This is a genomic window from Methylomonas subterranea, from assembly GCF_024505185.1.
GTDB lineage: Bacteria > Pseudomonadota > Gammaproteobacteria > Methylococcales > Methylomonadaceae > Methylomonas > Methylomonas subterranea.
In genome coordinates, this window is record NZ_JANIBJ010000013.1 from 34,152 (window position 1) to 60,426 (window position 26,275).

Consider the following 26,275-nt stretch of genomic DNA (forward strand, 5'->3'; position numbering starts at 1 on the left):
AGCCTGTTTCCTAAAAAATTAACCCTTACCCGGCTTGCGACACCATTTTTCGGGATCGACAGCCCTGCCTTTGTGGCGTATGCCAAAATAAAGCGCAGCGCTGGAGCGCCCCCCGCTACGGCCGACCGATGCCACTATATCGCCCGTTTTAACATACTCGCCAACGCTTTTATGCAAACTCTGGTTAAACGCATATAAGCTCATATAGCCTTTCCCATGGTCGACTATCAGCATCAAGCCATAGCCTCGCAGCCAATCGGCATAAACCACCCTCCCCGCCGCCACCGCATGAATCGCGGCGCCCTCGCTGGCGCCGATGACCGTGCCATCCCACGTAGTTTCGAAGCGCCGGCCGCCGAATCGCTCAACAATGGCTCCCTGCACCGGCCAGGGCAATTGGCCTTGCAATTCCGCAAAGGCTTTGCCGGAAGGTATTGGCTCTGGAGGAAGTGGCGCGGTTTTTTTTGTCTGAACCTGCCGTGGCGGTTGCTCTGTGGGCGCCGGCTTCCGTTCGGCGGTCGCTTCCGATGACGACGACTGTGGTTCATTATCATGACTTTTCTGCAATGATGCCAGCAGCGCCGCCAATTTTTTCTCGTCATGAATCAAATTTGCGAGTTGATGCCGTTTGTCGGCTTGCTCGCGGCTGATTTGAGCCAACAGGTTTTCGCGTTGTCGCTTCAGGAGTTGCAGCGCATCGGCTTCCTGTTGTTTCTTTTGCAGAGCGACTTGCAATAATTGGCTTTCGGTATCTTTTCGTGCTTCCAACTGCCTCAAGGTTTTAAAATCATTCTCTATCAATTGCAGCTTTTGCAGCCGCGCCTTGCTGATGTAGTCGTAGTAAATCAGCATGCGTCCCGATACGGTCGGGTCGCGTTGGCTTAATAGTACATCGAAGCCTTCCTTGTTTCCCATGGCATGGGCGGATTTTACCAATCCCTCCAATTCGTGCTGTTGCGTGCGCAAATCCCTTTGTACACCGTCTATCTTGTTCCTTATATCTGTTAACGCCTGCTCTTGTTGGCGGATTTCCAATTTGATGGACTCCAGCGCATTGATTTGTTCGCCATATTGTTTTTCCAACTTGCGCAATTGTTCTATCTGGGCGTCTTTTTCCTCGCCCAGCTTTTTGACATCGCCGTCGACCTTTTGGATTTTGGCTTGTACGTCGGCCAATTCGCGTTCTTTTAGCGCATTGCTCTCCGCCCAAGCGGCTTGACCGATACTCGTCCAGGTCAGCCAAATCCAAAGCCAAATCCTCATAATTATGCGACCAGGGATGGCTTCATGGCTTCAAGCGCGGGTTGTTGTCCCCCGAAAACTGTCGGCATGGACTAGGATGAAGCGATGGTTTTTCTGTTGGGTTTGGTGCCGGGGCTGTAGCGGTAAACTGGGTATAAAACAATAGGTCTCGGATGATTTGCCACGGTCTTTACACTCCAATCGGTTTCCATGGGTTTGGGACTTGCGCCGCCAATATTCAGACAATCAAAAAACTCGGCTTGATCCAGCGCGTCACAGTCACAGCTATTGATCATTGCGGCCCACTCTGTTAGATTTGCTGACTTTTTGCGGCGACTCAAGCGATATTTCACTTGGTTTAACATTATTATACAGTAGGCGTATGTTGGCGTAGCGTGAAAATAGCCCGCCCCCCCGCGCAGCGAATTTAATTAGACGGCCCTATGGAAGATAACGACGACCACATACTCCATGACGACAGCGACATCAATCGAGCCGCGCGTTGCTTAAAAGCCATGTCTCACCCGTTGCGGCTGAAAATTTTATGCGTACTGGGCGATAAATCCATTAGCGTACAGGATATCGTCGAACAGGTCGGCACCAGTCAGAGTAATATCTCGCAACATTTGGCGATACTCAGGGATAAGGGGATTCTGGATTTCAAAAAGGATGCCAATCGGGTCTATTACTTTATAGACGATAAGCGGGTAATCCACCTGATCGAAATGATGCGCAAGGTTTTCTGCGAAAATTAATTTCCTTCTAAATCACCTCATAAAAATCCCGATGGATCAATATATAGAATTTATAACCAATCATTATTTGCTTTCGTTTTCGCTAGTCTGCGTTGTCTTTCTGCTGATTCAGGATTTGCTGTCGAATTCCTTTAACGCTTACGAGAGCATTTCTCCGCTGATTGCCGTCACTAAAATGAATGACGACAAAACCGTGATCATCGATGTCAGAGAACCTAACGAATTTGTCAAAAGTCATATCGAAAATGCCATCAATATTCCCCAGGGTAAAATAGACGAAAAGCTGCCCACGCTGGAAAAACACAAGACTCATCCCATTATTGTGGTTTGCCAGACCGGAGCCCGATCCGTACCCGCATGCAAAACCCTGACCAAGGCCGGTTTTGAGCTGGTATTCAATATGCAGGGCGGCATGCAATCCTGGGAAGAAAATAATTTACCGATCAAAATCAGCAAAAAAACGCACGACTAATATCAACCTAACCTGGCACTGAATCATGGCAGAATCCAACCAAGCCGGCGAAAAGCAATTCGCCATCCAGAAAATCTACACCAAGGATATTTCTTTTGAAACCCCAAATTCACCGAAAATATTCACCCTAAAATGGGAACCCGCGCTGGACTTGAATTTGGGCACTCACGTCGAATCGCTGGAAAACTCCATGTTTGAAGTGGCTCTCAGCATTACCGTGACGGTTAAACTAGCGGAAAGCATCGCCTATCTGGTCGAAATCAAACAAGCCGGTATTTTCACTATCTCCGGCTTCAGCGAACAGGAAATGGGGCCCATGCTGGGCAGCTTTTGTCCCAATGTGCTATTTCCCTACGCCAGGGAAGTGATATCGGATTTGGTCAACAAGGGCGGTTTTCCGCAATTGATTTTGGCTCCGGTCAACTTTGACGCCCTTTATATGCAGCACTTGCAACAAAACCAGCAAAATCAACAAGGCGCGGAAGCCAAAACCCTCAATTAAACAGCATGGCCCCATCAATTAGCGTTCTGGGCGCTGGCTCATGGGGCACCGCCCTTGCGATACAAGCCGCTCGGAACGGCTGCGACACTGTGCTATGGGGGCATGGCGCGCAACACGTTTCAGCGCTGCGGCTGGCCGGCGAAAATCAGCGCTATTTGCCGGGTTGCCCGTTCCCCCCCAACTTGACGGTAACGAACGACCTGCGGCAATGCGTTTTGTCTAGCTCAATGCTGCTATTATCGGTGCCTAGTCATGCTTTTAAATCCACTCTCCGGCAGATAAAGCCTTATCTGGGAGACCAGCCGCGTATCGCCTGGGCCACCAAGGGATTCGATAGCGACAATGGCGCCTTGTTAAGCGAAGTCGTGGTGGAAACCTTGGGTGCCAATGTCTTGACCGCCGCATTGTCCGGCCCCACTTTCGCAAAGGAAGTTGCGGACGGCCTGCCAACCGCCATTACCATTGCCTCGGCCTCGAGGGATTTTGCGGCGCGGGTGGCGGAAATCCTGCATAACCAGCATTTTAGAGTCTATACCAGCAGCGATATCATCGGCGTCCAGGTTGGCGGGGCTTGCAAGAATGTTCTGGCCATTGCGGCCGGCATAGCCGACGGACTAGGTCTGGGCGCGAATACGCGGGCGGCGCTGGTGACTCGCGGCCTCACCGAGATCATGCGGCTAGGCATAGAACTAGGCGGCCAATCGGACACCTTCATGGGCTTGGCAGGCTTGGGAGACCTGATTCTGACCTGCACCGATAACCAATCCAGAAACCGCCGCTTCGGCCTCGCGCTAGGCCAGGGCAAAAGTCGCGCGCAAGCCATCGGGGAAATCGATCAAGCCGTCGAAGGCATCTCGGCCGCGCGGGAGGCTTATCTTCTGGCGCAAAAGCACCGGGTCGAAATGCCCATCACCGAACAAGTCTACAACGTGTTATTCAACGATTTGCCGCCCATTCGGGCGGTACAAAATCTGTTGGCCCGCGAACAAAAGCCTGAAATTTAGAACACGCCGCGCGGTTTGTAGTTTGCGGCGCACTGAAATCCCTATCCTCCAAGCCCCTGCTCCCCCTCCAAAACCGAACTGACATTTTTGTCACACACGACATCAAGATGCCTTTTTAACCACCTGAAAAAAATAAACTTTATTTTCCCGACGAACAAGCCCGTGTTTGCATAATCAAATTCAGCGTAAGTCATTGTAGAAAAAGAAAGAATTTAATCCGCATGACTCTTGACTAACATCCTGTTGAAACTTATAGTGGTGCAAAAATGATGTAAAGTGGATAAAAAGGGATTTTTTTGACAATTTGAGGCCCATCTTGTTCCGAGGTATCAGTTCAATCAATCTGGATGCGAAAGGCCGCATCGCTATTCCTACCCGCTATCGGGAGGAATTACAGGATTGCTGCGAGCGCCAAATGGTTATCACTGTTGCCGTGGATGACAAATGTGTCGGCGAGTCCGGCTGCCTATGGCTATACCCCTTGCCAGAATGGGAACAACTGGAACAGACCATCAGCAAATTGCCCACGCTCAACAAAATGGCCGGCAAACTGCGCCGCTTTGTAATCGGCTACGCCACGGAATGTGAAATGGATACCCAAGGGCGTTTATTGATACCGGAAAAATTGCGCGAATATGCAGGCATGGATAAGCAACTGTATTTGGTGGGGCAATTGAAGAAGTTTGAAATCTGGAGCGACGCCGCCTGGCAGGCGAAAGAGCGGGAGTGGCTGGACGGCAGCGATACCGAGGGGCTTGACGAACTGGGCACTCTGTCGTTCTGACGCGCATGCCCATGCATCAATCCGTTTTATATGCAGAGGCTATCGATAGCTTAAGAATTAAAGCCGACGGCATTTATATCGACTGTACATTCGGGCGAGGTGGTCATAGTACCGGCATCCTGAAACAACTGGGTGACAACGGTAAATTGCTGGCCTTTGACCGGGATATCGAGGCCATAGGCAGTAGCGAGGCAATCTGCTTATCAACGGACAAACGCTTTACCCTGCATCACGGTTGCTTCGCGGATCTGGCTGAAGTATCCGCCCGTTGCGGCTATACCGGAAAAGTGGATGGTATTTTACTGGATCTGGGCGTGTCCTCGCCCCAACTGGATAACGCGGAGCGCGGTTTCAGCTTTCTGCGCGACGGCCCGCTGGATATGCGCATGGATATCAACCGGGGCCCAACGGCGGCAGAGTATTTGGAACAAGTGGAAGAACATGCTTTGGCGCGGGTACTGTTTGAATATGGCGAAGAGCGCTTTGCCAGACGCATTGCCAAAGCCATTGTGGAAAGGCGCCAGCAACAGCCGTTACGGACTACCCTGCAATTGGCCAAATTGATTGAAGACAGCGTGCCATTTAAAGATAAGCATAAACATCCGGCCACCCGAACTTTTCAGGCCATCCGGATTGAAATCAACCAGGAATTGGAACAGGTTAAAACGGTACTGCGGCAGGCGGTTCAAGTGTTGGCGCCCGGCGGAAGACTGGTGGTGATTGCCTTTCATTCACTGGAAGACCGCATTGTCAAGCGCTTTATTCGGGACGAGTCCGGGCTTAAACATAATCCGGGCAAATTGCCGGTCAAACAACAGGATATTGCCCGGGGGCAATTGAAAAAAGTGGGTAAATCGATACGCGCGGGCACTGAAGAGCTGCGAACAAATCCCAGGGCTCGTAGCGCCATCATGCGCGTGGCCGAGAAAATTTAATGGCCGCGATAAAGAATCTGTTGCTCGGCATTTTGATTGCAATGCTGATGTTGTCCGCTATCGCGGTGATATACAGCAAATACCAATCCAGGCAATTATTCATTGAAATCCAGGCCAAGGAAAAACAACTGGACGATTACGAGGTGGAATGGGGGCGCTTGCAATTGGAACTGACCACTCTGACCGAAGAAAACAGAATTGAAATCGAAGCCAGAAACCGTTTGATGCTGACTTTGCCGGCGCAAAACAAAATCGTGTACATAAGGCCGTAATGCGTATTTCCACCGGTACCAGAACCGTTAAACAGCATGCGTCGGATTTTCCCATCAGACGCAAATTGCTGCTCGGAACCATGTTGACGGCAATGCTGACATTGACCGGGCGGGCCATGCATTTACAAGTGTTCGACAAGGAATTTCTGCAGGACAAAGGCGATTTGCAGCACATCGGCATCGTCGACGTGCCGGCCTATCGCGGGCAGATCAAGGATAGAAACGGCGAACCGCTGGCCATCAGCACCCCGGTACAGTCGATCTGGATGAACATGCGCCAACTCAAGGACAGCGAAAAGGACAAATTGGCACAAATGGCCCAAATTTTGGGCATGACCGATAAGGACATGCTGGCATTTCTGAAAAAAGAGGCCGGTAAACGTTTCGTATACGTTAGAAGGCAGATCAATCCGGATCTTGCGGACAAGGTGAAAGCCTTGGAAATCAACGGTGTCTATTTCGAGCGCGCCTTCAAGCGTTATTACCCCGCCGGAGCCACCGCCGGGCACCTGCTGGGTTTTACCAATATCGACGACATCGGTCAGGAAGGGATTGAACACGGTTATGACTACATATTGCGCGGCAAACCCGGCAAAAAGCGGGTAATCAAGGATGGCAAGGGCCATATCATCAAGGATGTCGAGAATATTCAGGAAGCCGTGCCCGGGCAGGACGTAGTGTTAACCATCGACGAGCGCATACAGTATCTGGCCTATAGGGAATTACAGGCCGCCGTGCTTAAGCATAAGGCGCATTCGGCATCGCTGGTGGTTCTGGATGCGAAAAACGGCGATGTGTTGGCCTCGGTCAGTCAGCCGGCGTTCAATCCGAACAACAGAAAGGAGTTACGCAGCGACCGTTATCGAAACCGGGCCATGGTAGACAGTTTCGAGCCCGGATCCACCGTAAAACCCTTCGTGGTTGCGGCGGCGCTGGATGGCGGCTATGTCGACCCGAACGCGTTGATAGAAACGCACGGGGTTTATCACGTCGGACGCAACGTGGTAAAGGATATTCATAACTACGGCACCATGGACTTGACTTTGGTTTTGCAAAAATCCAGCAATATCGCGGTAACCAAACTGGCCATGAGCATGCCGCCGGAATATTTCTGGAGCATATACAGCAATCTGGGTTTCGGCACTTCGGCCGGCGTCGGCTTCCCCGGCGAAGCCAGCGGATCCTTGCTGGATTACCAGGGCTGGCACGAATTCGACCAAGCCATTTTGTCGTTCGGTTACGGGGTATCGACCTCTATCCTGCAACTGGCGCGAGCTTATACAGCGCTGGCCGACGACGGTATCGTGCACTCGGTGTCCTTGCTAAAACGCGATGAAGACCCGGACTCGAAACAGATTTTCAAACCAGCCACGGCCCGGAAGGTCAGAGACATGCTGGAGCACGTGATTAGCAAGGAAGGTACCGCCTATCAAGCCCGCGTGGAAGGCTACCGAGTGGCCGGTAAAACCGGTACCGTGAAAAAAACCGCGGCAACCGGCGGTTATACCAGCGACAAATACCTGTCGGTATTCGTGGGCATGGCGCCGGCCAGCAATCCGCGCTTCGTGATTGCGGTGGTCGTGGATGAGCCCAGCACCGGCCAATACTACGGTGGCTTGGTGTCCGCGCCGGCATTTTCCCGGGTCATGGCCGGCATTTTGCGTATTTACGGCGTGGAGCCGGATGGCGTGGATACCATGCCCTTATTGTTGACCAGACAATGAAATTAAGCCAATTACTGACATCCATTGCCGACATACGCCAAGATTGCGAGATCGCGGGTTTGTGCCTGGATAGCCGAAAAGTCTCCGCGGGCGACCTGTTTATCGCCGTGAACGGAGCCTTGCGGCATGGCTTGCAACACGCCCCGCAAGCGCTCGAGCGGGGTGCGGCTGCGGTCATTTACGACCCGGCGGGCATTGACGATGCCGGGTTGGCAAGAGCCGAATTCATCCCAATTGCCAACTTAAGCCGGCAATTGGGCGAGATAGCGGCACGCTTTTATGACCGGCCCTCGCAAAAACTGGATGTGATCGGCATCACCGGCACCAACGGTAAAACCACGTGCAGCCAATTGGTGGCCCAAGCCCTTGCAAACTGCGGCGTGATCGGCACCTTGGGCTGGGGTGAGCCCGGTCAATTGAACGACACCGTCAACACCACGCCGGACGCTCTGGCGGTGCAGCGGATCCTGGGGACCTTGGCGGGCCAGGGTAAAAAAACGGTGGTCATGGAAGTATCCTCGCACGGTCTGGAACAAGGTCGGGTCAACGCGGTTGAATTCAAGGGCGCCGTATTTACCAATCTGAGCCGCGATCATCTGGATTATCACGGCACCATGCAGGCTTATCTGCGAGCCAAACTGGCGCTGTTCAAATATCCGACTCTGCAATTCGCGGTGGTCAACCTGGACGACGATAGCAGCGAAGCCGTGCTGGAAACCTTGCCGCGTCACGTCAAATGCTGGGGTTTCAGCATAGCCGGGCGGCAAGTGGCGCGGGTGGAATGCATCGAATCCCTTAACGTACGGCATAGTGCCGCGGGCATCCAATTTGACGCGCACTGGGCCGGACAGTGCGCGCGGGCCACAACCGAAGTGGTTGGCGCTTTCAATCTGCAAAACGTGCTGACGGTGTTATGTGTGTTATTGGCGTTGGATTGGCCCTTCGACAAGGCTGTTGCGCAACTGGCGTGCTTAAAGGCCGTCAGCGGCCGAATGGAAGCGTTCGGTGGAGCCGGTAAACCGGCTGTGATTGTGGATTACGCTCATACGCCGGATGCGCTGGAAAAGCTACTGCGGGCGGCCAGGGGTCCCGGTGAATTATGGGCGGTATTCGGCTGCGGCGGCGATCGCGATAAAGGCAAACGCCCCTTAATGGGCAGGATTGCGGAAACCTACGCCGATCATGTGGTCGTCACCGACGACAATCCGCGCTCGGAAGATTCGGCGGCGATTGTCCGGGATATCGTATCCGGTTGTTCGAGCAACAAGATCAGTATTATTTACGACAGAAATACAGCGATAAACACAGTGATACAGCAAGCAAACCCGACCGACTGCGTGGTTATCGCCGGCAAGGGCCATGAAAATTATCAGGAGATCAAGGGCGTCAAAATTCCGTTTAGCGATCAGGCCGTGGTGACCCAAGCCCTGGCCGCGTGGAGTCCGACGGCATGAATTTAACCCTCGATGAAATTGCCCAAGCCGTGCAAGGCCAAGCCACGGCTGAAAATGTGTCCGTCGAAGGCGTCGGAATCGACACCCGCACGCTTAAATCGGGCGAACTGTATGTTGCCATCAAGGGCCGCCAATTCGACGGTCACGCGTTTTGTGACCAAGCCCATGACGCCGGCGCCCGCGCTTTATTGGTGAGCGAAGCCGTTGCCAGTCCGCTGCCGCAAATAAGGGTAGCCGATACACGACTGGCCCTGGCTAAACTGGCGGGTTACTGGCGCAACAAAATGCCGGTAAAGATCGCCGGCGTCACCGGCAGCAACGGCAAAACCAGCGTCAAGGAAATGCTGGCGGCCATCTTCGCCACGCAAGGCAATACCCTGTATACCCAGGGCAATTTGAACAACGACATCGGCGTACCCTTGACCTTGCTGCGCCTGAACGACAGCCACCGCTACGCCGTGATTGAAATGGGTGCCAATCATCCCGGCGAAATTGCCTTTAGCAGTCGCTACGCCCGGGCCGATGTCAGTGTCATCACCAATGTGGGACGGGCGCATATTGAAGGTTTCGGCGACACCCTCGGCGTTGCCAACACCAAGGCCGAAATCATCGAAAACCTGGGATCGCGCGGCGTGGCTGTCTTGCCTCGGGACGACGCATTTTACGATTTCTGGCTCAGCCAAAAGGTCGGCGGTCGCCGCAGCGTGAGTTTCGGCTTCTCCGCCGCCGCCGACCTACGGGCCGAAAACATCCAATCCAGCTTGACGGCCCAAGGCTTTAGCACGCAATTCGATTTGGTGACTCAGGCCAAAACCGAAACCATGCGTTTGAATCTGGCCGGCGCCCACAATGTTAAAAACGCCTTGGCCGCCGCCGCCGTGGCCATGCAATTCGGCATTGGCTTGTCCGATATTCGGCGTGGCCTGGAGCAAATGCGGCCCGTAACGGGGCGCATGCAGGCCTTGTTGGGGCGCAAGGGCAACATCGTCATCGACGATACCTATAACGCAAATCCGGATTCCTTGAAAGCGGCGTTGGACGCCAGCAGCCATGAGCATAAGCCGCTTTGGCTGGCCTTGGGCGCGTTCGGCGAACTCGGCCCGCAAAGTTCGGCCATTCATGCGGAATTGGGCGAACTGATCAGGACCGGCCGGGTTGAGCGATTGTTCGCGACCGGTGAATTGGCCAAGCATACCGTGAAGGCTTTCGGCGAGGGCGGCCGGTTTTTCGACAGCCGGACCGCATTGATTGACTGCCTGAGCCAGGAAGCGACCGGCAAGGAAATCATTATAATCAAAGGCTCGCGCGCGCAAAAAATGGAACAGGTAGTAGCGGCGCTGGTAGACAATTTCAGAGCGGCATAATGTTACTTTTACTGGCGGATTATTTGACGAATTTGGATAGCGGCTTCAGGGTTCTGCGCTATCTGACCTTTAGAGCCATTTTGGGCGTGCTGAGCGCGCTGACCATAGCATTGGTGATCGGCCCGGCCGTGATCGAAAAGCTGACCCGCAAAAAAATCGGTCAAAGCGTGCGCGATGACGGCCCGCAAAGCCACTTTTCCAAGTCCGGTACGCCCACCATGGGCGGCGCCATGATTTTGTTTTCGGTGGCAATCAGTACCTTGTTATGCGCGGATTTGAGCAACCGTTACATCTGGGTGGTCTTGCTGGTTACGCTGGCGCACGGCGTCATCGGTTTTATCGACGATTACAAAAAAGTGCTGCTAGGCAACAGCGACGGTTTGTCGGCCAAAGCCAAATACTTTTGGCAATCCGTTGTTGCGTTGGGAGCCGCCGTTTATCTGTATAACACTACCCAGGTGGCCGCGGAGACTCAGTTTATAGTGCCGTTTTTCAAAAACGTCTCCTTGGACATGGGTTGGGGTTATATCGTGCTGACCTATTTCGTCATCGTCGGCTCCAGTAACGCGGTCAATCTGACCGACGGTCTGGACGGACTGGCCATCATGCCGACGGTGATGATCGCGGCCGCGCTGGCCATTTTCGCCTATCTTTCCGGTCACGTTAATTTTTCGCAATATCTGGCCATTCCGCATATTCCCAAAGCCGGCGAGTTGGTGGTGTTCTGCGCCGCGCTGGTGGGTTCCGGACTGGGATTTTTATGGTTTAACACTTACCCGGCCATGGTATTCATGGGCGACGTCGGCGCGCTGGCCCTGGGAGCGGCGCTGGGTATCGTGGCTGTGCTGGTCCGGCAGGAAGTGGTTTTGGTCATCATGGGCGGTATTTTCGTGGTGGAAACCATTTCCGTGATCATTCAGGTCGGCTCCTACAAAACCCGTAAAAAACGGGTGTTTTTAATGGCGCCCATTCATCACCATTACGAGCTGAAAGGTTGGCCGGAGCCACGCATCATCGTGCGTTTCTGGATCATCTCGGTGATTTTGGTGCTGATCGGCCTGGCCACCCTGAAGTTGAGATAAGTATGACTAGCGACACCTTCCTCGGCGCGGTAAACACCCGTTTCAAGCTGGACCCGGCCAATGCCCGCCTGCTGATCGTAGGTCTGGGCGCGACCGGCTATTCGGCCGCGCAATTTTTACAGCAAACCCCGATCAAATTCGCCGTCATAGACAGCCGTAGCCATCCGCCCCAGATCGACTGCTTACGCGAGCAAATGCCGGATGTACCGGTGTTTTCCGGCGGCTTCGACCAGTCTGCGTTTGAAGTGGCCACCCATCTGTTGGTCAGCCCCGGCGTGTCCTTGAATGAGAAAGCCATTCTTAAAGCCATGCGCGCGGGCGTGACGGTGATCAGCGATATCGACTTGTTCGCCTGCGCCACGGATAAACCCATCATTGCCATCACCGGTTCCAACGGTAAAAGTACCGTCACCACCATGTTGGGCGAAATGGGTAATGCGGCTGGCTTGAGAACGGCCATTGGCGGCAACCTGGGTACGCCCGCGCTGGATTTGTTGCAGCAGGATGCGGACTTATATGTCCTGGAATTGTCAAGTTTTCAATTGGAGCGCACGTCCGCGCTGAACGCCGCCGCCGCTACCGTCCTGAATCTGAGCGCAGACCATCTGGACAGGCATGCAAACATGTCGGGCTATGCCCAAGAAAAGCAGCGTATATTCCGTGGCGACGGCGCCATGATCCTGAATGCCGACGACCCCATGGTTATGGCCATGCTGGAAGCGGACCGCACTCATTTCAGCTTTTCCGTGCGCCGGCCGGCCGATTTCTATCTGCGGCGCGGCGATAGCGATTGCTTGATGTTTAAGGATGAGGTAATGATGAGCGCCGACGAGCTGAATCTGGAAGGCAGCCATAACATCGCCAATGCCTTGGCCTCGCTGGCCTTGGGACACGCAGTCGGTCTTGATATGAACGCCATGTGCCGGGCACTGAGAAAATTCAAGGGCTTGCCGCACCGCATGCAAAAAGTCGCCGAAATTCGCGGCGTGCGCTGGGTCAACGATTCCAAGGCCACCAACATCGGCGCCTGTATAGCGGCCTTGCAGGGCTACGAACGCAAAGTCATCCTGTTGGCGGGCGGGGACGGCAAGGGCGCCGACATGGCCGAATTGCAAGCTATCGTGCGGGAGAAAACCAAGGCCGTGGTATTGATGGGCAAGGATGCGGGCTTGATTGATCGGGCATTGGCGCATTGTGTGCCCACCCATTTTGCCGCCAATATGCGGGAAGCCGTGGCCATTGCCGCCCGTCTGGCTGAACCGGGCGACAGCGTGTTGCTGTCGCCCGCCTGCGCCAGCCTGGATCAATACAAAAGTTATGTCGATCGCGGCAATCAATTCGCTCAAGCGGTGTTGGAGTTGTCCTAATGAGCGTCCCGGCCCCTAAACCGCGTCCAAATCAACGCTATCACATAGACGCCACCCTGCTGACCACGTGTTTGTGTTTGCTGGGTGTCGGTTTCGTGATGGTGGCGTCGTCATCCATGCACTTGGGGGTAAAAATGGCCGACGACGTGTCTTATTACCCTTTCAAGCAACTGGTGCACATCATCCTGGGCCTGATGTTTGCCGCCTTTGTGTTGGCTGTGCCAATGAAGCAATGGCAAAAGATAGGCCAGCCCCTGTTCATCGTCGGTTTGGTATTGCTATTGGTGGTGTTGATACCCGGCGTCGGCGTCAAGGTCAACGGCAGTACCCGTTGGCTGTCGTTGATGGGATTGCGGATACAGGTTTCGGAAGTGATGAAATTCATTTCCGTGATTTATATGGCCGGCTACATTACCCGCCATGGCGAACATGTGCGGCACTCCATCTTCGGCCTGCTGCGGCCGTTAATGCTGTTGTCGGTAGCCAGTGTGCTGCTGCTGCTGGAACCGGATTTCGGTTCCGCCGTGGTGATACTAATTATCGCCATGGGCATGATGTTTTTGGGCGGCGCGCGCCTGTCGCCGTTCGTGGCGCTGGTGGGATTGGTGTCCGCCGCCGCGGTGATACTGGCCTATGCCTCGCCTTACCGCTTGAAACGCATCACCGGCTTCATCAACCCCTGGGAGCATGCCAGGGACAGCGGCTACCAGCTGACACAGGCCTTGATTTCCTTCGGTCGCGGCGAAGTGTCCGGTGTCGGTCTGGGAAATGGATTGCAAAAACTGTTCTATCTGCCGGAGGCGCATACCGACTTTTTATTCTCGGTGTTGGGCGAAGAGTTGGGATTGATCGGCGTTGTCATGGTGATCGCCTTGTTCACGACCCTGGTGGTACGCGGCTTCAGTATCGGCGAACAAGCCGAGGCGGCGGGAGAGCGTTTTTCCGCCTTGGTCGCTTACGGACTGGTGATCTGGTTCGGTTTTCAGGCTTTTGTGAACATGGGCGTGAACATGGGCATACTGCCCACCAAGGGTCTGACCCTGCCGCTGATGAGTTATGGCGGCGGCAGCATGATCATCATGTGCGGCGCCATGGCCGTGTTGTTTCGCATTCATTACGAAGTGACGGAATTGCATAAAAGCAATGTCAAGGGCTTGCCGAGATGAGCGCGCGCATACCCGCAATCGTCATCATGGCCGGCGGCACCGGCGGTCACGTGTTTCCGGCCCTGGCGGTCGCCGAGGAAATGCGCGCGCGCGGCTGGCGAGTCAGCTGGCTGGGCACGCAAAAAGGCCTGGAGAGCAGAGTGGTGCCCGCCAACGGTTTCGACATCGACTGGCTGTCGGTGTCCGGCCTGCGCGGAAAAGGACTGTTCTCGAAACTGGGAGCGGTGCTTCGCCTGCTGCAAGCCTGCCTACAGGCCCGGCGTATTTTGCGGCAACGCCGGCCCGATGTGGTGCTGGGCATGGGCGGCTTCGTGGCCGGACCCGGCGGCTTGATGGCTAAATGGCTGGGGCTGCCGCTGGTGGTACACGAGCAAAACCGCATACCCGGCACCACCAACCGCTGGCTGGTCAAATTGGCCGCCAGCAAGGTTCTGGAAGCCTTTCCCGCCAGCTTTCCCGCCGAGGTGGGTGCAATTTGCACGGGCAATCCCCTGCGCCGGGCTTTTATGGACGCGCCGGAAAGAACCGCCTGGACGCCGAAAAGCGGGCGCGCCTTGCGAGTCTTGGTATTGGGCGGCAGCCAGGGCGCCAAAGTCCTGAACGATACGGTACCGGAAGCGCTGGCAGGCCCTAGCGGCTTAGAAATCAAGCACCAGACCGGCGATGCCATGCGGGCCGAAGTAAACGACCGCTACCAAAACTTAGGCGTAAACGCCGAGGTTTGCGCGTTTATCGACGATATGGCCTCGGCCTATCGCTGGGCGGATTTAATCGTTTGCCGCGCCGGAGCGATGACGGTCAGCGAGGTGGCCGCCAGCGGCTTGCCGGCCATTTTCGTCCCCCTGTTGCATGCCATAGACGATCACCAGACCGCCAACGCCCGCTTTCTGACCGAAGCCGGCGCAGCCTTGCTGTTACCGCAACCCGAATTGAATGTTAGCAATTTGCGCAAATTAATGACCCAAGCCATGACCTCATTACCCATGATGAGCCAAGCCGCCCAAAAACAGGCCAAGCTGCATGCATGCCAAACCGTAGCCGACATCTGCGCGGCCGAGGCGGCATTATGAACAGACCCGACATACATCCGGCCCACGCGCTCGGCAGCATCGATAAAATCCATTTCGTCGGCATTGGCGGCACCGGCATGAGCGGCATTGCCGAAGTGTTGTCCAATCTGGGTTACAGCGTTTCCGGCTCGGATATCAAGGCTTCCCCGGTGACCGACCGCTTGGAGGCCATGGGCGTAACCGTCTATTTCGGCCACACGGCCGCCAACGTGGCCGATGTGGACGTGGTGGTAACCTCCACCGCCGTGGACCGCAAAAATCCGGAAATCACCGCTGCTTATGCCAACCGAATTCCGGTGATTCCGCGCGCGGAAATGCTGGCCGAACTGATGCGTTTCCGTTTCGGCATCGCGGTGGCCGGTACTCACGGTAAAACCACCACCACCAGCCTGACCACCATGATGCTGGCGGAAGGCGGCCTGGATCCGACCTTCGTGATCGGCGGCCGCCTGAACAGCGCCGGCGCCAACGCCAAGCTGGGTTTGGGCAAATATCTGGTGGCCGAAGCCGACGAAAGCGACGCCTCCTTCCTGTTTCTGCAGCCCATGATGTCCGTCGTCACCAATATCGACCAGGACCATATGGAAACCTACGGCGGCAGTTACAGCAAGCTGAAGGACACCTTTCTGAAATTTCTGCACCAGCTGCCGTTTTACGGTTTGGCGGTGTTGTGCGTCGACGATCCCGGCATCAGGGAAATTTTGCCGCTGATTTCCAAACCGGTAAAAACCTACGGCGTCGGCGAAAATGCCGATGTGCGGGCCATCGACATTCATCAGGACGGATTGCAAACCCATTTCGGCGTTTTGCGTTGGGATGGCCTACCGCCGCTGAAAGTCACCTTGAACTTACCCGGCTGGCACAACATGCTCAACGCCTTGGCCGCCATTACCATCGCCACCAGCCTGGGCGTGGACGACTCCGCTATTATCAAAAGCCTGGCCGAATTTACCGGCGTCGGTCGTCGCTTTCAAATCAACGGCGACCTGGAACTGGAGGGCGGCAAGCTGACCCTGGTCGACGATTACGGTCACCATCCGCGCGAATTGGCCGCCACTCTGGAAGCCTTGCGCCAAGCTTGGCCGGCGCGGCGCAAGGTGGTGGTGTTTCAGCCGCACCGTTACACCCGCACACGCGATTTGTTCGAGGATTTCGTCGAGGTACTGTCCGGTGTCGACGTGTTGATTCTGTTGGATGTCTATCCGGCCGGCGAAGCGCCGATCAACGGCGCCGACGGCAAGGCTTTGAGCCGCTCGATCCGCGTGCGCGGTCAGGTGGATCCGGTATTCGTACAAAACCGCGACGACTTGCCGACCATTCTGGCCGGCATCGTGCAAAAAGACGACGTGATTTTGACCATGGGCGCCGGCAATGTCGGCCAGATAGCCGCCGAGCTGCCGCAAAAACTGCGGGACGCGCTGGCCTCGCTGAGGGTATCGGCATGATGGCGGAAGCGGCCTACAGAGGCACCCTGCTCAACAATGAGCCCTTGGCCAAATACACCAGCTGGCGGGTCGGCGGTCCGGCGCAACGGATGTATCTACCGGAAGACAAGGCCGACCTGATAGCGTTTATTGCCGGCCTGCCCGAGGACGAACCCTTGGTCTGGATAGGTCTGGGCAGCAATTTATTGGTCCGGGACGGCGGCATTCGCGGCACGGTTATCAATACCCGCGGACGCTTAAAAGACATGCGTTTGATCGATTCCGCGCGGGTTTACGTCGAAGCCGGCGTGCCTTGCGCCCATGTGGCGCGGTTTTGCAGCGATTTGGGCTTGACAGGCGCGGAATTTCTGGCCGGCATTCCCGGTACCATGGGCGGCGCGCTGAAAATGAACGCCGGCGCCTTCGGCGGCGAAACCTGGGGCATAGTCGACCGGGTGGAGATGATCAACCCGCGGGGCGAGGTGGTCGCCCGCGGCAAACAGGAATTCGACGTGGCTTACCGCTCGGTGAAAGGCCTGGAAAACGAATGGTTTCTGTCGGCCGAGTTGCAATTGCAAAAAGGCAACAGCGAAACCAGTCAGCAACATATCAAGGCCCTGCTGGAAAAACGCAACGCCAGCCAGCCGACCAATAAGCCAACCTGCGGCTCGGTGTTCAAGAATCCGCCCGGCGACTTCGCCGCCCGCCTGATCGAGGCTTGCGGCCTGAAGGGATACGCGGTCGGCGGCGCGGTGGTGTCGGAAAAACACGCCAATTTTATCGAGAATCGCGGCAACGCCACCGCCGTGGATATTGAAGCCTTGATCGAACATATTCAAACCCGGGTACACAATCAATTCGGGATAGCTTTACAAACCGAGGTTTGCCGGATGGGTGACAAAGCATGAAACCGTTAACGATTACCGACCCCGCCGAATTCGGCAAGGTTGCCGTACTGATGGGCGGTAGCGCCGCCGAACGGGAAATTTCCCTGAACAGCGGAAACGCCGTGTTTCAGGCCTTGCGGGAAAGCGGCATCGATACCGTGGCCGTGGATGTGACCGGCAGTCCAATAGACGCCTTGGCCGGATTAAAGGTCGACCGGGTATTCAATATCATGCATGGCAGGGGCGGCGAAGACGGGGTATTGCAGGGCGTTCTGCAAGTGATGGGCATACCTTATACCGGCTCCGGCGTGATGGCTTCGGCACTCAGCATGGACAAGCTGCGCACCAAATTGTGCTGGCGCGGCATGGGATTGAACACGCCGAAATGGTTTGTGCTGCAAAATCAACAGGACATCGATGCCTGCATGGCCGAACTCGGCTTTCCGGTAATCGTCAAGCCGGCCCAGGAAGGTTCCAGCATCGGCATGAGCAAGGCCAACACGCGCGAAGAATTGGTCGAGGCCTTACGCTTGGCGCAACAATATCGATGCGCCGTTTACGCCGAGCAATGGGTGCAAGGCAGGGAATATACGGTAGGCGTGCTGGCCGATGAAGCGCTGCCCGCCATCCGTCTGGAAACGCCCAACGCCTTTTACGATTTCGAAGCCAAATACCGCGCCAGCACCACGCAGTACCACTGCCCCTGCGGGCTGAGCCCCGAGCGCGAGCAACAATTGCGCGAGTTGGCGCTGACCGCCTGCCGCGGACTGGACGTGCGGGGCTGGGCCAGGGTAGACGTATTCATCGACGACAACGATGTCTCGCAATTGATAGAAGTGAACACCGTGCCCGGCATGACCGACCATAGTCTGGTGCCCATGGCCGCCAAGGCGGCCGGCGTGGACTTCCGGCAGTTGGCCTGGCGGATTCTGGAAACCAGTTTGGCGGGCTGAGGGTGTCGGGATTGAGGTTTATGGTCTTTGTGCTGTTGGTTTCGGCCGGGGCGTGGTTCGGCTGGAAACAGCTGCAAAGCCAGGATGCCGCCAGCAAGCCGATTCGTTATGTGAAGATAGAAGGTGCGTTTCAATACACCAGCAAGGACAAATTGAAACAGGTACTGACGCCGGAAATGAAGCGCGGTTTTTACCACGCGGACATGGATACGATTCATCATTTGATTCGGGATTTACCCTTGGTGGCGCAGGTGGATGTGAAGCGGGTGTGGCCGGATGCGGTGCATATCAAGATCATCGAGCAAAAACCCATCGTGCGTTGGGGCGACAAGGCGCTACTGAACAAGCAGGGCGAGGTGTTGATACCGGAAGATATCGGCGAATTCAAAAATTTGCCGCTGATTACCGGACCGAATGGACAGGAAAAGAAGCTGTTGGAAATCATGAAGGGCGTTTACATCGTGTTGAAGGACAAATCGATGCAATTGGCCGAGTTTCATGTCAACGACCGCCGGGCGTGGCGGATCAAGCTGGCCGACGGCCTGGAAATGCAGTTGGGCGGCAAGGCACCGCTGGAAAACATGCAGCGGTTTTTGAAGACCATGGATTTGCTGGGCGAGGAGCAAATCGCCAAGATGGCCAGCGTGGATACCCGTTATCCCAACGGCTACGCGGTAACCTGGAAGCCGGATACGCCTGAAATCGATTGGAAGGCAATCGCCGAGAACAACAAGAAGCAATTCAGGGAGCGCGGGCTTTAAGCCACGCCGACAAACCGATTTAAATCTTATTTACTTACGCCCCTAGGGGTAAACGCTTATCGAGCAAAAAAATGGCCAAAAAGACAGATCGAAATTTATTAGTGGGGCTGGACATAGGTACGTCCAAAGTGGCGGCCATTGTCGGCGAGTTTCGCGGCGGCGATGAAATAGAAGTCATCGGCATAGGCACCGCACCGTCCAAGGGCTTGAAAAAAGGCATAGTGGTCAATCTGGAATCGACCGTGCATTCCATTCAGCGAGCGATCGAGGAAGCCGAGCTGATGGCCGGCTGCCAGATCAAATCCGTGTTTGCCGGTATCGCCGGCAGCCACATCAAAAGCCTAAATTCCCACGGTATCGTGGCGATCAAGGAAAAGGAAGTCACTCAACACGACATCGACCGGGTGATCGACTCGGCGCGGGCGGTGGCGATTCCGGCCGATCAGAAAATTCTGCATATCCTGCCTCAGGAGTTTGTGATCGACCAGCAGGAAGGCATCAAGGAGCCCATCGGCATGTCCGGCATCCGCCTGGAAGCCAAGGTGCACATGGTAACCAGCAGCGTCAGCGCCGAGCAGAACATCGTCAAATGCATCCGCCGCTGCGGGCTGGATGTGGACGACATCGTGCTGGAACAGCTGGCCTCCTGTTCGGCGGTGTTGACGGATGACGAAAAAGATCTGGGCGTCTGTTTGATCGACATCGGCGGAGGTACCACGGACATCGCCATTTTTTCCGAGGGCGCCATCAAGCATACCGCGGTGATCCCGATTGCCGGCGATCAGGTCACCAACGACATCGCGGTAGCCTTGCGGACGCCGACCAAAAACGCGGAAGAGATCAAGCGTCAACATGCCTGTGCGTTGACGGATATGGCCGATCCGCAACATATGATCGATGTGCCGAGTATCGGCGACCGCGAGCCGCGCAAAATTTCCGCGCAGAATCTGGCGGAAATCGTAGAGCCGCGTTATGAGGAATTAATGTTGTTGGTACAGGCGGAATTAAGACGGAGTGGATATGAGGATCTGATTGCGGCCGGCATGGTCATCACCGGCGGCAGTTCGCAGATAAGAGGGTTGACCGAATTGGCGGAGGAAATCTTCCACATGCCGGTTCGCATGGGAACACCGCTGCATGTGTCGGGATTGACCGATGTGGCGCAAAATCCGATTTATTCGACCGCGGTGGGTTTGCTGATTTACGGCAAGGACCATCATGGCCGCGCAACGGGTTTGAACGACGGCGGAGATAATCTGTGGTCGACGATAAAGAGTTGGTTTCAAGGTAATTTTTAATTTGTGTGTCTGGAGGGTGTGAAAATGAAATATGAATTAATGGACAATAGTGGCAATGCCGTTATTAAAGTCATCGGTGTCGGCGGCGGCGGCGGCAACGCGGTCAACCATATGATAGAAACCGGCATCGACGGCGTGCAATTTATTTGCGCCAACACCGATGCGCAGGCGTTGCGACAAATGCATGTCGATACCATCGTGCAACTGGGCGTGGAATTGACCAAGGGCCTGGGTGCCGGCACCCGTCCGGAAGTAGGCCGAGCCGCCGCGGAAGAGAACCGCGAGCGCATCCGCGAAGTGATAGAGGGCGCGGACATGGTGTTTTTGACGGCCGGCATGGGCGGCGGCACCGGTACCGGCGCAATTACCGTGTTTGCCGAGGAAGCCAAGGAAATGGGAGTGCTGACCGTTGCCGTGGTTTCGAAACCCTTCGATTTCGAAGGCACCAAGAAAAAAGCCGTGGCCGAGAACGGTTTGCGCGAACTGGAAAAACTGGTCGACTCCCTGATCATCATTCCCAACCAAAAACTGCTGCCGACCCTGGGCAACAACCGTTCCCTGGTCGATTCGTTTCGGGTGGCAAACGACGTATTGCTGGACGCGGTGCAGGGCATTACCGAGCTGATCACCCACCCCGGCCTGATGAACGTCGACTTCGCCGACGTCCGTACCGTGATGTCCAACATGGGTAGCGCAATTATGGGTACCGGCGTCGCCAGCGGCGAAAACCGCGCCCGCCTGGCGGCCGAAAAAGCCATCGCCTGCCCGCTATTGGAGGACATCAACCTGCAAGGCGCGCGCGGCATTCTGGTCAACGTCACCTCCAACGGCGACTTGGGTCTGAACGAGTTCGACGAAATCGGCAGCATCATGCATGCCTTCGCCTCCGATGACGCCGACATCAAAATCGGCATGGCGGTCAATCCCGCCATGGGTACCGAAGTCAAAGTCACGGTGGTGGCGACCGGCATGGGCGAAAAAGTCAAGGCCGCCGCGCCGATCAAATTGGTACCCAAGGTCGCCGCCGGCGAAGTCAGCTACGATCAGCTGGACAAGCCGACCGTGATCCGGAATCAAAGACCGGATGCGACCCGGGAAACCCGTTTCGGCGCCCAGCCGCGTTCCGATGCCGACCTGGAGTATCTGGACGTTCCGGCCTTTTTGAGGCGTCAGGCGGACTAAATGCCCGTCTAAGCTTATGGGGAGCTGCCATACGAAATATGGTAGACTTCCCCGCTTTGTTTTATTTATCTGCCGGCATTTCATGATCAAACAACGCACTCTCAAAAACACCATTCGGGCCACTGGCGTTGGCTTGCACACGGGCGACAAAGTCTATTTGACCCTGCACCCGGCCGAAGCCAACAGCGGTATCCGCTTCCGGCGCGTCGATCTGGAAACCCCGGTGACCATAGAAGCCCGTCCGGAAAATGTGGGCGAAACCAAGCTCTCCACCACCCTGACCAGCGGCAGTGTCAAAGTCTCCACGGTGGAACATTTGCTGTCCGCCATGGCCGGCCTAGGCATAGACAACGCGGTCATCGACGTCAGCGCCCCGGAAGTCCCCATCATGGACGGCAGCGCCGGGCCTTTTGTGTTTTTGCTGCAATCGGCGGGCGTGGTGGAACAGGACGCTCCCAAGCGCTACATTCGCATCAAGCGGCCGATTCGGGTGGAAGACGCGGACAAATGGGCGGCATTCGAGCCTTTTGACGGCTTCAAGGTCACATTTACCATCGATTTCGAACATCCGGCCTTTTCCGAGCATCTGAAAACGGCGGTGATGGATTTTTCCTCCACCACCTTCGTCAAGGAAGTCAGCCGCGCCCGCACCTTCGGCTTTATGCGCGACATTGAGTTTTTGCGGGAAAACAATCTGGCCCTGGGAGGCAGCCTGGACAACGCCATCGTGGTCGACGACGATAAGGTTTTGAACGAAGACGGCCTGCGTTATGCCGACGAGTTCGTCAAACACAAAATACTCGACGCCATCGGTGACCTGTATCTATTGGGTCATAGCCTGATCGGCGAATATCAGGGCTTCAAATCCGGCCATGCCCTGAACAACAAACTGCTGCTGACCTTGCTGGAAAACAAAGATGCCTGGGAAATGGTCAGCTTCGAAAATGCCGGCGATGCGCCGATTTCCTACATGCGTTCCGCTCAGTCGGCCGCTCCGACAGCCGGATAAGCCCTCCTCCCCGCGCCTGCGTTTAAAACCGCGCCCGGTCAAGCGGTTTTAGACCTCAGGCGCTTCCTCAGCGTGCGGCCCAATTTGGCCAGGGCGCCGTCCAGCGCGTCGGCGCTATTTTCCTCCAGCTTGCCGAAAAGCCCATCCACGGTTGCGGCGGAAGGCAGACGGCAGCCGCGATGACTTGCAGCCGGCGCGGGCGGCAAGGATAGCTTGACCTGAACCCTTTCAACCCGCCTTCCCGTGGCCCGCAAATTCTTGAGTATTTCCTCTGCAAAAAAACGGATTTGCGAAGCCCAAACGGCGGAATCGGTATACACTAGTAAGCGAGTGGTAGCCAGTACGCAATGCGTGGCGTGCGTGGCAATGTCCGCGGGCAAACTGTGCCGTACTTCGTTTAGCAATTGCGCTTGTTCGGTTATTTTCCGCAGACACATTGCCAACGGTTTGCCATTTAAGTCCATAACAGACTTAAACAGTGGTTTTTCTGAGTGATTCATAATCGTCCTAGCAACTTAAGCAACCGGTAACTTTACAATGAAAACTTTTTTGAAGACCATTTTGATAGACGCCGACTATCAACCGGTCAGGCTGTTGGCCCTGCTTAGAAAAGTTCAGGCCCAATACCGGCACATCCCGGCCGCGGCGATAGACATTCTGGCCGAGGCATTGCAAATTCCCCGGGCGCAAATCATCGCGGTGGTGGAATTTTACAGTTTTCTGCACTTAACACCACAAGGCCGCTACGACATCCTGATCAGCGACTCGATCACCGATCATATGCTGGACAAGGAAAATATTCTGGGCTATCTGTCCAGCATGCTGAAAGTCGACGTCGGCGAAGTACGCGCCGATGGTTTGGTCAGCCTGAACAACACTTCCTGTACCGGCATGTGCGATCAAGGTCCGGCGGGATTGGTCAACGGCTTGCCGCTAACCCGCCTGGACCGGCCCAGAATCGACGAAATTGCCGCCTTGATCGAACAGCAGCGCGATATTTCCGATTGGCCGGCTTATTTGTTTGCCGTCGAAGACAATTTACACAAGGCAGGCTTGTTGCTCAACGCGCCCATTGAAAAAGGAGCCGCCATTCAAGCCGCCCTTGACCGGGGCCTTGAGGCCACGCTGGCGGAATTGGATCGCTCGGGTCTGCGGGGCAGGGGCGGAGCGGGCTTTAAAACCGCCGCAAAATGGCGTTTTTGCGCGGAAGAATCGGCGGAAAGGCATTATGTGGTGTGCAACGCCGACGAAGGCGAACCCGGTACATTTAAGGATAGGGTGTTGCTAAACATGCATGCCGACCAGGTTTTCGAAGGCATGACGCTGGCAGCCGCCATCATCGGCGCCAAACAAGGTTTTTTATATCTGCGCGGCGAATATCTGCATCTGTACGACAAATTGCAAGCCGTTCTCGAACAGCGCCGCGCCACGGGGCTGTTGGGCGACAATATTCTGGGCCGCGGGCTGGAATTCGATATCGAAATTTGCCTGGGCGCCGGCGCCTATATCTGCGGTGAGGAATCGGCTCTGATCGAATCCCTGGAAGGCAAACCCGGCATTCCGCGCAATCGCCCGCCTTATCCGGTCACTAGCGGTTATTTGAACCAACCCACCATCGTCAATAACGTGGAAACCTTTCTGGCCGCCGCCAAAATCGCCGTGTTGGGCGGCGACTGGTTTGCCGGCTTCGGCACCGAAAAATCTGCCGGCAGCAAGATTTTAAGTATCTGCGGAGACTGCGCCCGTCCCGGTATTTACGAATACCCGTTCGGTATCGCCATCGAACAAATCCTGCACGACTGCGGTGCCACGGATGTACTGGGCGTGCAAATCGGCGGCCCTTCCGGCACTTTTATTTCCAACCAGGAATTCAAGCGCCAACTCGCTTTCGAAGATTTGGCCACCGGCGGCTCGTTCATCGTCTTCAACAACAGCCGCAACGTGTTGGACATCGCGCAAAATTTCACCCACTTTTTTGCGCACGAAAGCTGCGGATTCTGCACACCCTGCCGGGTCGGCACCTCGCTGTTGAAAAAGCAGTTGGATAAAATCATCGATGGTCACGGCTCGGCCGGCGATGTCGCGGAACTGGAAAGCTTGTGTCAACTGGTCAAAAACTACAGCCATTGCGGTCTGGGGCAGACCGCCGCCAATCCGATTCTGACCACCTTGCAGCGTTATCCGGATCTGTATCAAAATCGCTTGAAAAATATCAGCTACGAGCCCGGTTTCGATTTGGACGGCGCACTGGAAATCGCCCGGCGCATGGCGCGACGCAACGACGCCGGCGCGCACTTATCGCAAGTGGAGGAATGACATGACAGGCACTATCGACATAGACGGTCAAAGCATACCGTTCGAGGACGGCCAAACCATCATCGAAGCCGCCACGGCGGCCGGGGTGTATATCCCGCATTTGTGCCACCGGCCCGGCTATACGCCGCACGGCAGCTGCAAACTATGCACGGTCAAGGTCAACGGCCGTAATTGCTCGGCCTGCACCTTTCCGGCCACGGACGGACAAACCGTCATCAACAATAGCGATGAGTTGGAACAGGACCGACGCCGCATCACTCAGATGTTGTTCGTGGAAGGCAATCATATGTGTCCCTCCTGCGAAAAATCCGGCAATTGCCAATTGCAGGGCGTGGCTTATCACTTGAACATGCTGGACAACCACTACCCGCATTTTTATCCGCGCCGGGAAATGGACGCTTCACATCCGGATATTCTGATCGACCACAACCGCTGCATTTTCTGCAACCTTTGCGTGCGCGCCAGCAAGGAAAAAGACGGCAAAAACGTGTTCGGTATCGCCGGCCGCGGCATCAACAAACGTTTGATCGTCAATTCGCCCAGCGGGCAATTGAAGGACAGCAACATGAGCATCGAAGATTGCGCGGCCCACATCTGCCCGACCGGCGCCATATTGATCAAGCGCACCGGTTACCAAGTACCCATAGGCCAGCGCATTTACGACCAAAAGCACATCAGCGAAGTGGCATTAGCCCAGGAGAATGCTCATGGCCAAGATTAAAGTTGCCACGACCTCGCTGGCCGGCTGCTTCGGCTGCCACATGTCATTCCTGGATCTGGATGAACGACTAGTGACGCTGGCCGAGGTAGCCGAATTCGATCGCTCGCCCATTACCGACATAGAACATTGCGGCCCGTGCGACATCGGCCTGATCGAAGGCGGGGTGTGTAATTCCGAAAACGTGCACGTGCTGCGCGAATTTCGCAAGAATTGTAAAATTCTGGTTGCCGTGGGCGCCTGCGCCATCAACGGCGGACTTCCGGCCATGCGCAACCATATTGCCTTGGAAGATTGTTTGCTGGAAGCCTACCGCGACGGCATCGGGGTCGAGAACGCCCAGATTCCCAGCGACCCTGAACTGCCGTTGCTGCTAGACAAGGTGCGCCCCATTCACGAAGTCGTCAAAGTCGATTATTTCCTGCCGGGTTGTCCGCCTTCCGCCGACGTATTCTGGAGTTTTCTGACCGCGCTGCTGGAAGGCCGTCAACCGGCTTTGCCTTATGAATTAGTCCATTACGACTGATAAGGAAC

27 protein-coding genes are annotated in these 26,275 nt (G+C 55.6%); 24 read left to right on the forward strand and 3 right to left on the reverse strand.

Annotation, left to right across the window (positions count from 1 at the left end; all coding sequences use genetic code 11):
* Positions 1-18: 18 nt before the first annotated feature.
* Positions 19-1,263 carry a murein hydrolase activator EnvC family protein gene (locus NP590_RS08545; protein WP_256601919.1) on the reverse strand — a complete coding sequence of 415 codons (1,245 nt, stop codon included), beginning with the start codon at positions 1,261-1,263 and terminating at the stop codon, positions 19-21.
* Positions 1,264-1,334: 71 nt separating this feature from the next.
* Positions 1,335-1,538 (reverse strand): hypothetical protein, encoded by a 204-nt coding sequence (locus NP590_RS08550; RefSeq protein ID WP_256601920.1) that lies wholly within the window; start codon positions 1,536-1,538, stop codon positions 1,335-1,337.
* Positions 1,539-1,685: 147 nt separating this feature from the next.
* Between NP590_RS08550 and NP590_RS08555 the strand changes: the two genes are divergently transcribed.
* The 21 genes from NP590_RS08555 (at position 1,686) to lpxC (ending at position 22,707) form a co-directional block, all read left to right on the forward strand.
* A complete protein-coding gene (locus NP590_RS08555; protein ID WP_256601921.1) occupies positions 1,686-1,997 on the forward strand; it encodes an ArsR/SmtB family transcription factor in 312 nt (103 codons plus the stop codon).
* A 31-nt stretch (positions 1,998-2,028) separates the two neighbouring features.
* Positions 2,029-2,469 (forward strand): rhodanese-like domain-containing protein, encoded by a 441-nt coding sequence (locus NP590_RS08560; protein WP_256601922.1) that lies wholly within the window; start codon positions 2,029-2,031, stop codon positions 2,467-2,469.
* 25 nt (positions 2,470-2,494) lie between these two features.
* A complete protein-coding gene (gene secB / locus NP590_RS08565; RefSeq protein WP_256601923.1) occupies positions 2,495-2,971 on the forward strand; it encodes a protein-export chaperone SecB in 477 nt (158 codons plus the stop codon).
* A gap of 5 nt (positions 2,972-2,976) precedes the next feature.
* Positions 2,977-3,975, forward strand: coding sequence for an NAD(P)H-dependent glycerol-3-phosphate dehydrogenase (locus NP590_RS08570; protein ID WP_256601924.1), 999 nt, complete (start codon positions 2,977-2,979; stop codon positions 3,973-3,975).
* A gap of 316 nt (positions 3,976-4,291) precedes the next feature.
* The gene (mraZ, locus tag NP590_RS08575) at positions 4,292-4,759 is read left to right on the forward strand and encodes a division/cell wall cluster transcriptional repressor MraZ (protein ID WP_256601925.1); all 468 of its coding nucleotides are present in this window, start codon (positions 4,292-4,294) and stop codon (positions 4,757-4,759) included.
* Positions 4,760-4,764: 5 nt separating this feature from the next.
* Positions 4,765-5,694, forward strand: coding sequence for a 16S rRNA (cytosine(1402)-N(4))-methyltransferase RsmH (gene rsmH, locus NP590_RS08580; RefSeq protein ID WP_256601926.1), 930 nt, complete (start codon positions 4,765-4,767; stop codon positions 5,692-5,694).
* Positions 5,694-5,966 carry a cell division protein FtsL gene (gene ftsL / locus NP590_RS08585; protein ID WP_256601927.1) on the forward strand — a complete coding sequence of 91 codons (273 nt, stop codon included), beginning with the start codon at positions 5,694-5,696 and terminating at the stop codon, positions 5,964-5,966. The genes rsmH and ftsL overlap by 1 nt, the downstream gene beginning before the upstream one ends.
* Entirely contained in the window at positions 5,966-7,690 is a 1,725-nt protein-coding gene (locus NP590_RS08590) for a peptidoglycan D,D-transpeptidase FtsI family protein (protein WP_256601928.1), read from the forward strand. The genes ftsL and NP590_RS08590 overlap by 1 nt, the downstream gene beginning before the upstream one ends.
* Entirely contained in the window at positions 7,687-9,144 is a 1,458-nt protein-coding gene (locus NP590_RS08595; protein WP_256601929.1) for a UDP-N-acetylmuramoyl-L-alanyl-D-glutamate--2,6-diaminopimelate ligase, read from the forward strand. The genes NP590_RS08590 and NP590_RS08595 overlap by 4 nt, the downstream gene beginning before the upstream one ends.
* Positions 9,141-10,508, forward strand: a complete 1,368-nt coding sequence (locus NP590_RS08600) for a UDP-N-acetylmuramoyl-tripeptide--D-alanyl-D-alanine ligase (RefSeq protein ID WP_256601930.1) — start codon at positions 9,141-9,143, stop codon at positions 10,506-10,508. The genes NP590_RS08595 and NP590_RS08600 overlap by 4 nt, the downstream gene beginning before the upstream one ends.
* Positions 10,508-11,590, forward strand: coding sequence for a phospho-N-acetylmuramoyl-pentapeptide-transferase (gene mraY, locus NP590_RS08605; protein ID WP_256601932.1), 1,083 nt, complete (start codon positions 10,508-10,510; stop codon positions 11,588-11,590). Before NP590_RS08600 ends, mraY begins: the two co-directional genes overlap by 1 nt.
* A 2-nt stretch (positions 11,591-11,592) precedes the next feature.
* Positions 11,593-12,957 (forward strand): UDP-N-acetylmuramoyl-L-alanine--D-glutamate ligase, encoded by a 1,365-nt coding sequence (murD, locus tag NP590_RS08610; RefSeq protein ID WP_256601933.1) that lies wholly within the window; start codon positions 11,593-11,595, stop codon positions 12,955-12,957.
* On the forward strand, positions 12,957-14,123 hold the full coding sequence (gene ftsW, locus NP590_RS08615; protein WP_256601934.1) for a putative lipid II flippase FtsW: 1,167 nt from the start codon (positions 12,957-12,959) through the stop codon (positions 14,121-14,123). The genes murD and ftsW overlap by 1 nt, the downstream gene beginning before the upstream one ends.
* On the forward strand, positions 14,120-15,193 hold the full coding sequence (murG, locus tag NP590_RS08620) for an undecaprenyldiphospho-muramoylpentapeptide beta-N-acetylglucosaminyltransferase (protein ID WP_256601935.1): 1,074 nt from the start codon (positions 14,120-14,122) through the stop codon (positions 15,191-15,193). The genes ftsW and murG overlap by 4 nt, the downstream gene beginning before the upstream one ends.
* Positions 15,190-16,638 (forward strand): UDP-N-acetylmuramate--L-alanine ligase, encoded by a 1,449-nt coding sequence (gene murC / locus NP590_RS08625; RefSeq protein WP_256601936.1) that lies wholly within the window; start codon positions 15,190-15,192, stop codon positions 16,636-16,638. The genes murG and murC overlap by 4 nt, the downstream gene beginning before the upstream one ends.
* The gene (murB, locus tag NP590_RS08630; RefSeq protein ID WP_256601937.1) at positions 16,635-17,525 is read left to right on the forward strand and encodes a UDP-N-acetylmuramate dehydrogenase; all 891 of its coding nucleotides are present in this window, start codon (positions 16,635-16,637) and stop codon (positions 17,523-17,525) included. Before murC ends, murB begins: the two co-directional genes overlap by 4 nt.
* A complete protein-coding gene (locus NP590_RS08635) occupies positions 17,522-18,457 on the forward strand; it encodes a D-alanine--D-alanine ligase (protein ID WP_256601938.1) in 936 nt (311 codons plus the stop codon). Before murB ends, NP590_RS08635 begins: the two co-directional genes overlap by 4 nt.
* A gap of 20 nt (positions 18,458-18,477) precedes the next feature.
* Complete coding sequence (locus tag NP590_RS08640) at positions 18,478-19,218, forward strand: cell division protein FtsQ/DivIB (protein WP_256601939.1); 741 nt, start codon at positions 18,478-18,480, stop codon at positions 19,216-19,218.
* Positions 19,219-19,289: 71 nt separating this feature from the next.
* Positions 19,290-20,516: a cell division protein FtsA gene (gene ftsA / locus NP590_RS08645; protein ID WP_256601940.1), complete on the forward strand. Its 1,227-nt coding sequence runs from the start codon at positions 19,290-19,292 to the stop codon at positions 20,514-20,516.
* Between the two features lie 24 nt (positions 20,517-20,540).
* Positions 20,541-21,698, forward strand: coding sequence for a cell division protein FtsZ (gene ftsZ, locus NP590_RS08650; RefSeq protein WP_256601941.1), 1,158 nt, complete (start codon positions 20,541-20,543; stop codon positions 21,696-21,698).
* A gap of 82 nt (positions 21,699-21,780) precedes the next feature.
* Entirely contained in the window at positions 21,781-22,707 is a 927-nt protein-coding gene (lpxC, locus tag NP590_RS08655) for a UDP-3-O-acyl-N-acetylglucosamine deacetylase (protein ID WP_256601942.1), read from the forward strand.
* Between the two features lie 38 nt (positions 22,708-22,745).
* On the opposite strand, the gene NP590_RS08660 is transcribed toward lpxC, so the two are convergent.
* The gene (locus tag NP590_RS08660) at positions 22,746-23,207 is read right to left on the reverse strand and encodes a DciA family protein (protein ID WP_256601943.1); all 462 of its coding nucleotides are present in this window, start codon (positions 23,205-23,207) and stop codon (positions 22,746-22,748) included.
* Between the two features lie 37 nt (positions 23,208-23,244).
* Between NP590_RS08660 and NP590_RS08665 the strand changes: the two genes are divergently transcribed.
* The 3 genes from NP590_RS08665 to NP590_RS08675 are packed head-to-tail and all read left to right on the forward strand — an operon-like array spanning position 23,245 to position 26,267.
* Complete coding sequence (locus NP590_RS08665; RefSeq protein ID WP_256601945.1) at positions 23,245-25,023, forward strand: NAD(P)H-dependent oxidoreductase subunit E; 1,779 nt, start codon at positions 23,245-23,247, stop codon at positions 25,021-25,023.
* Between the two features lies 1 nt (position 25,024).
* A complete protein-coding gene (locus NP590_RS08670) occupies positions 25,025-25,744 on the forward strand; it encodes a 2Fe-2S iron-sulfur cluster-binding protein (RefSeq protein WP_256601946.1) in 720 nt (239 codons plus the stop codon).
* The gene (locus NP590_RS08675) at positions 25,731-26,267 is read left to right on the forward strand and encodes an NADH-quinone oxidoreductase subunit B family protein (protein WP_371927282.1); all 537 of its coding nucleotides are present in this window, start codon (positions 25,731-25,733) and stop codon (positions 26,265-26,267) included. The genes NP590_RS08670 and NP590_RS08675 overlap by 14 nt, the downstream gene beginning before the upstream one ends.
* Positions 26,268-26,275: the final 8 nt, after the last annotated feature.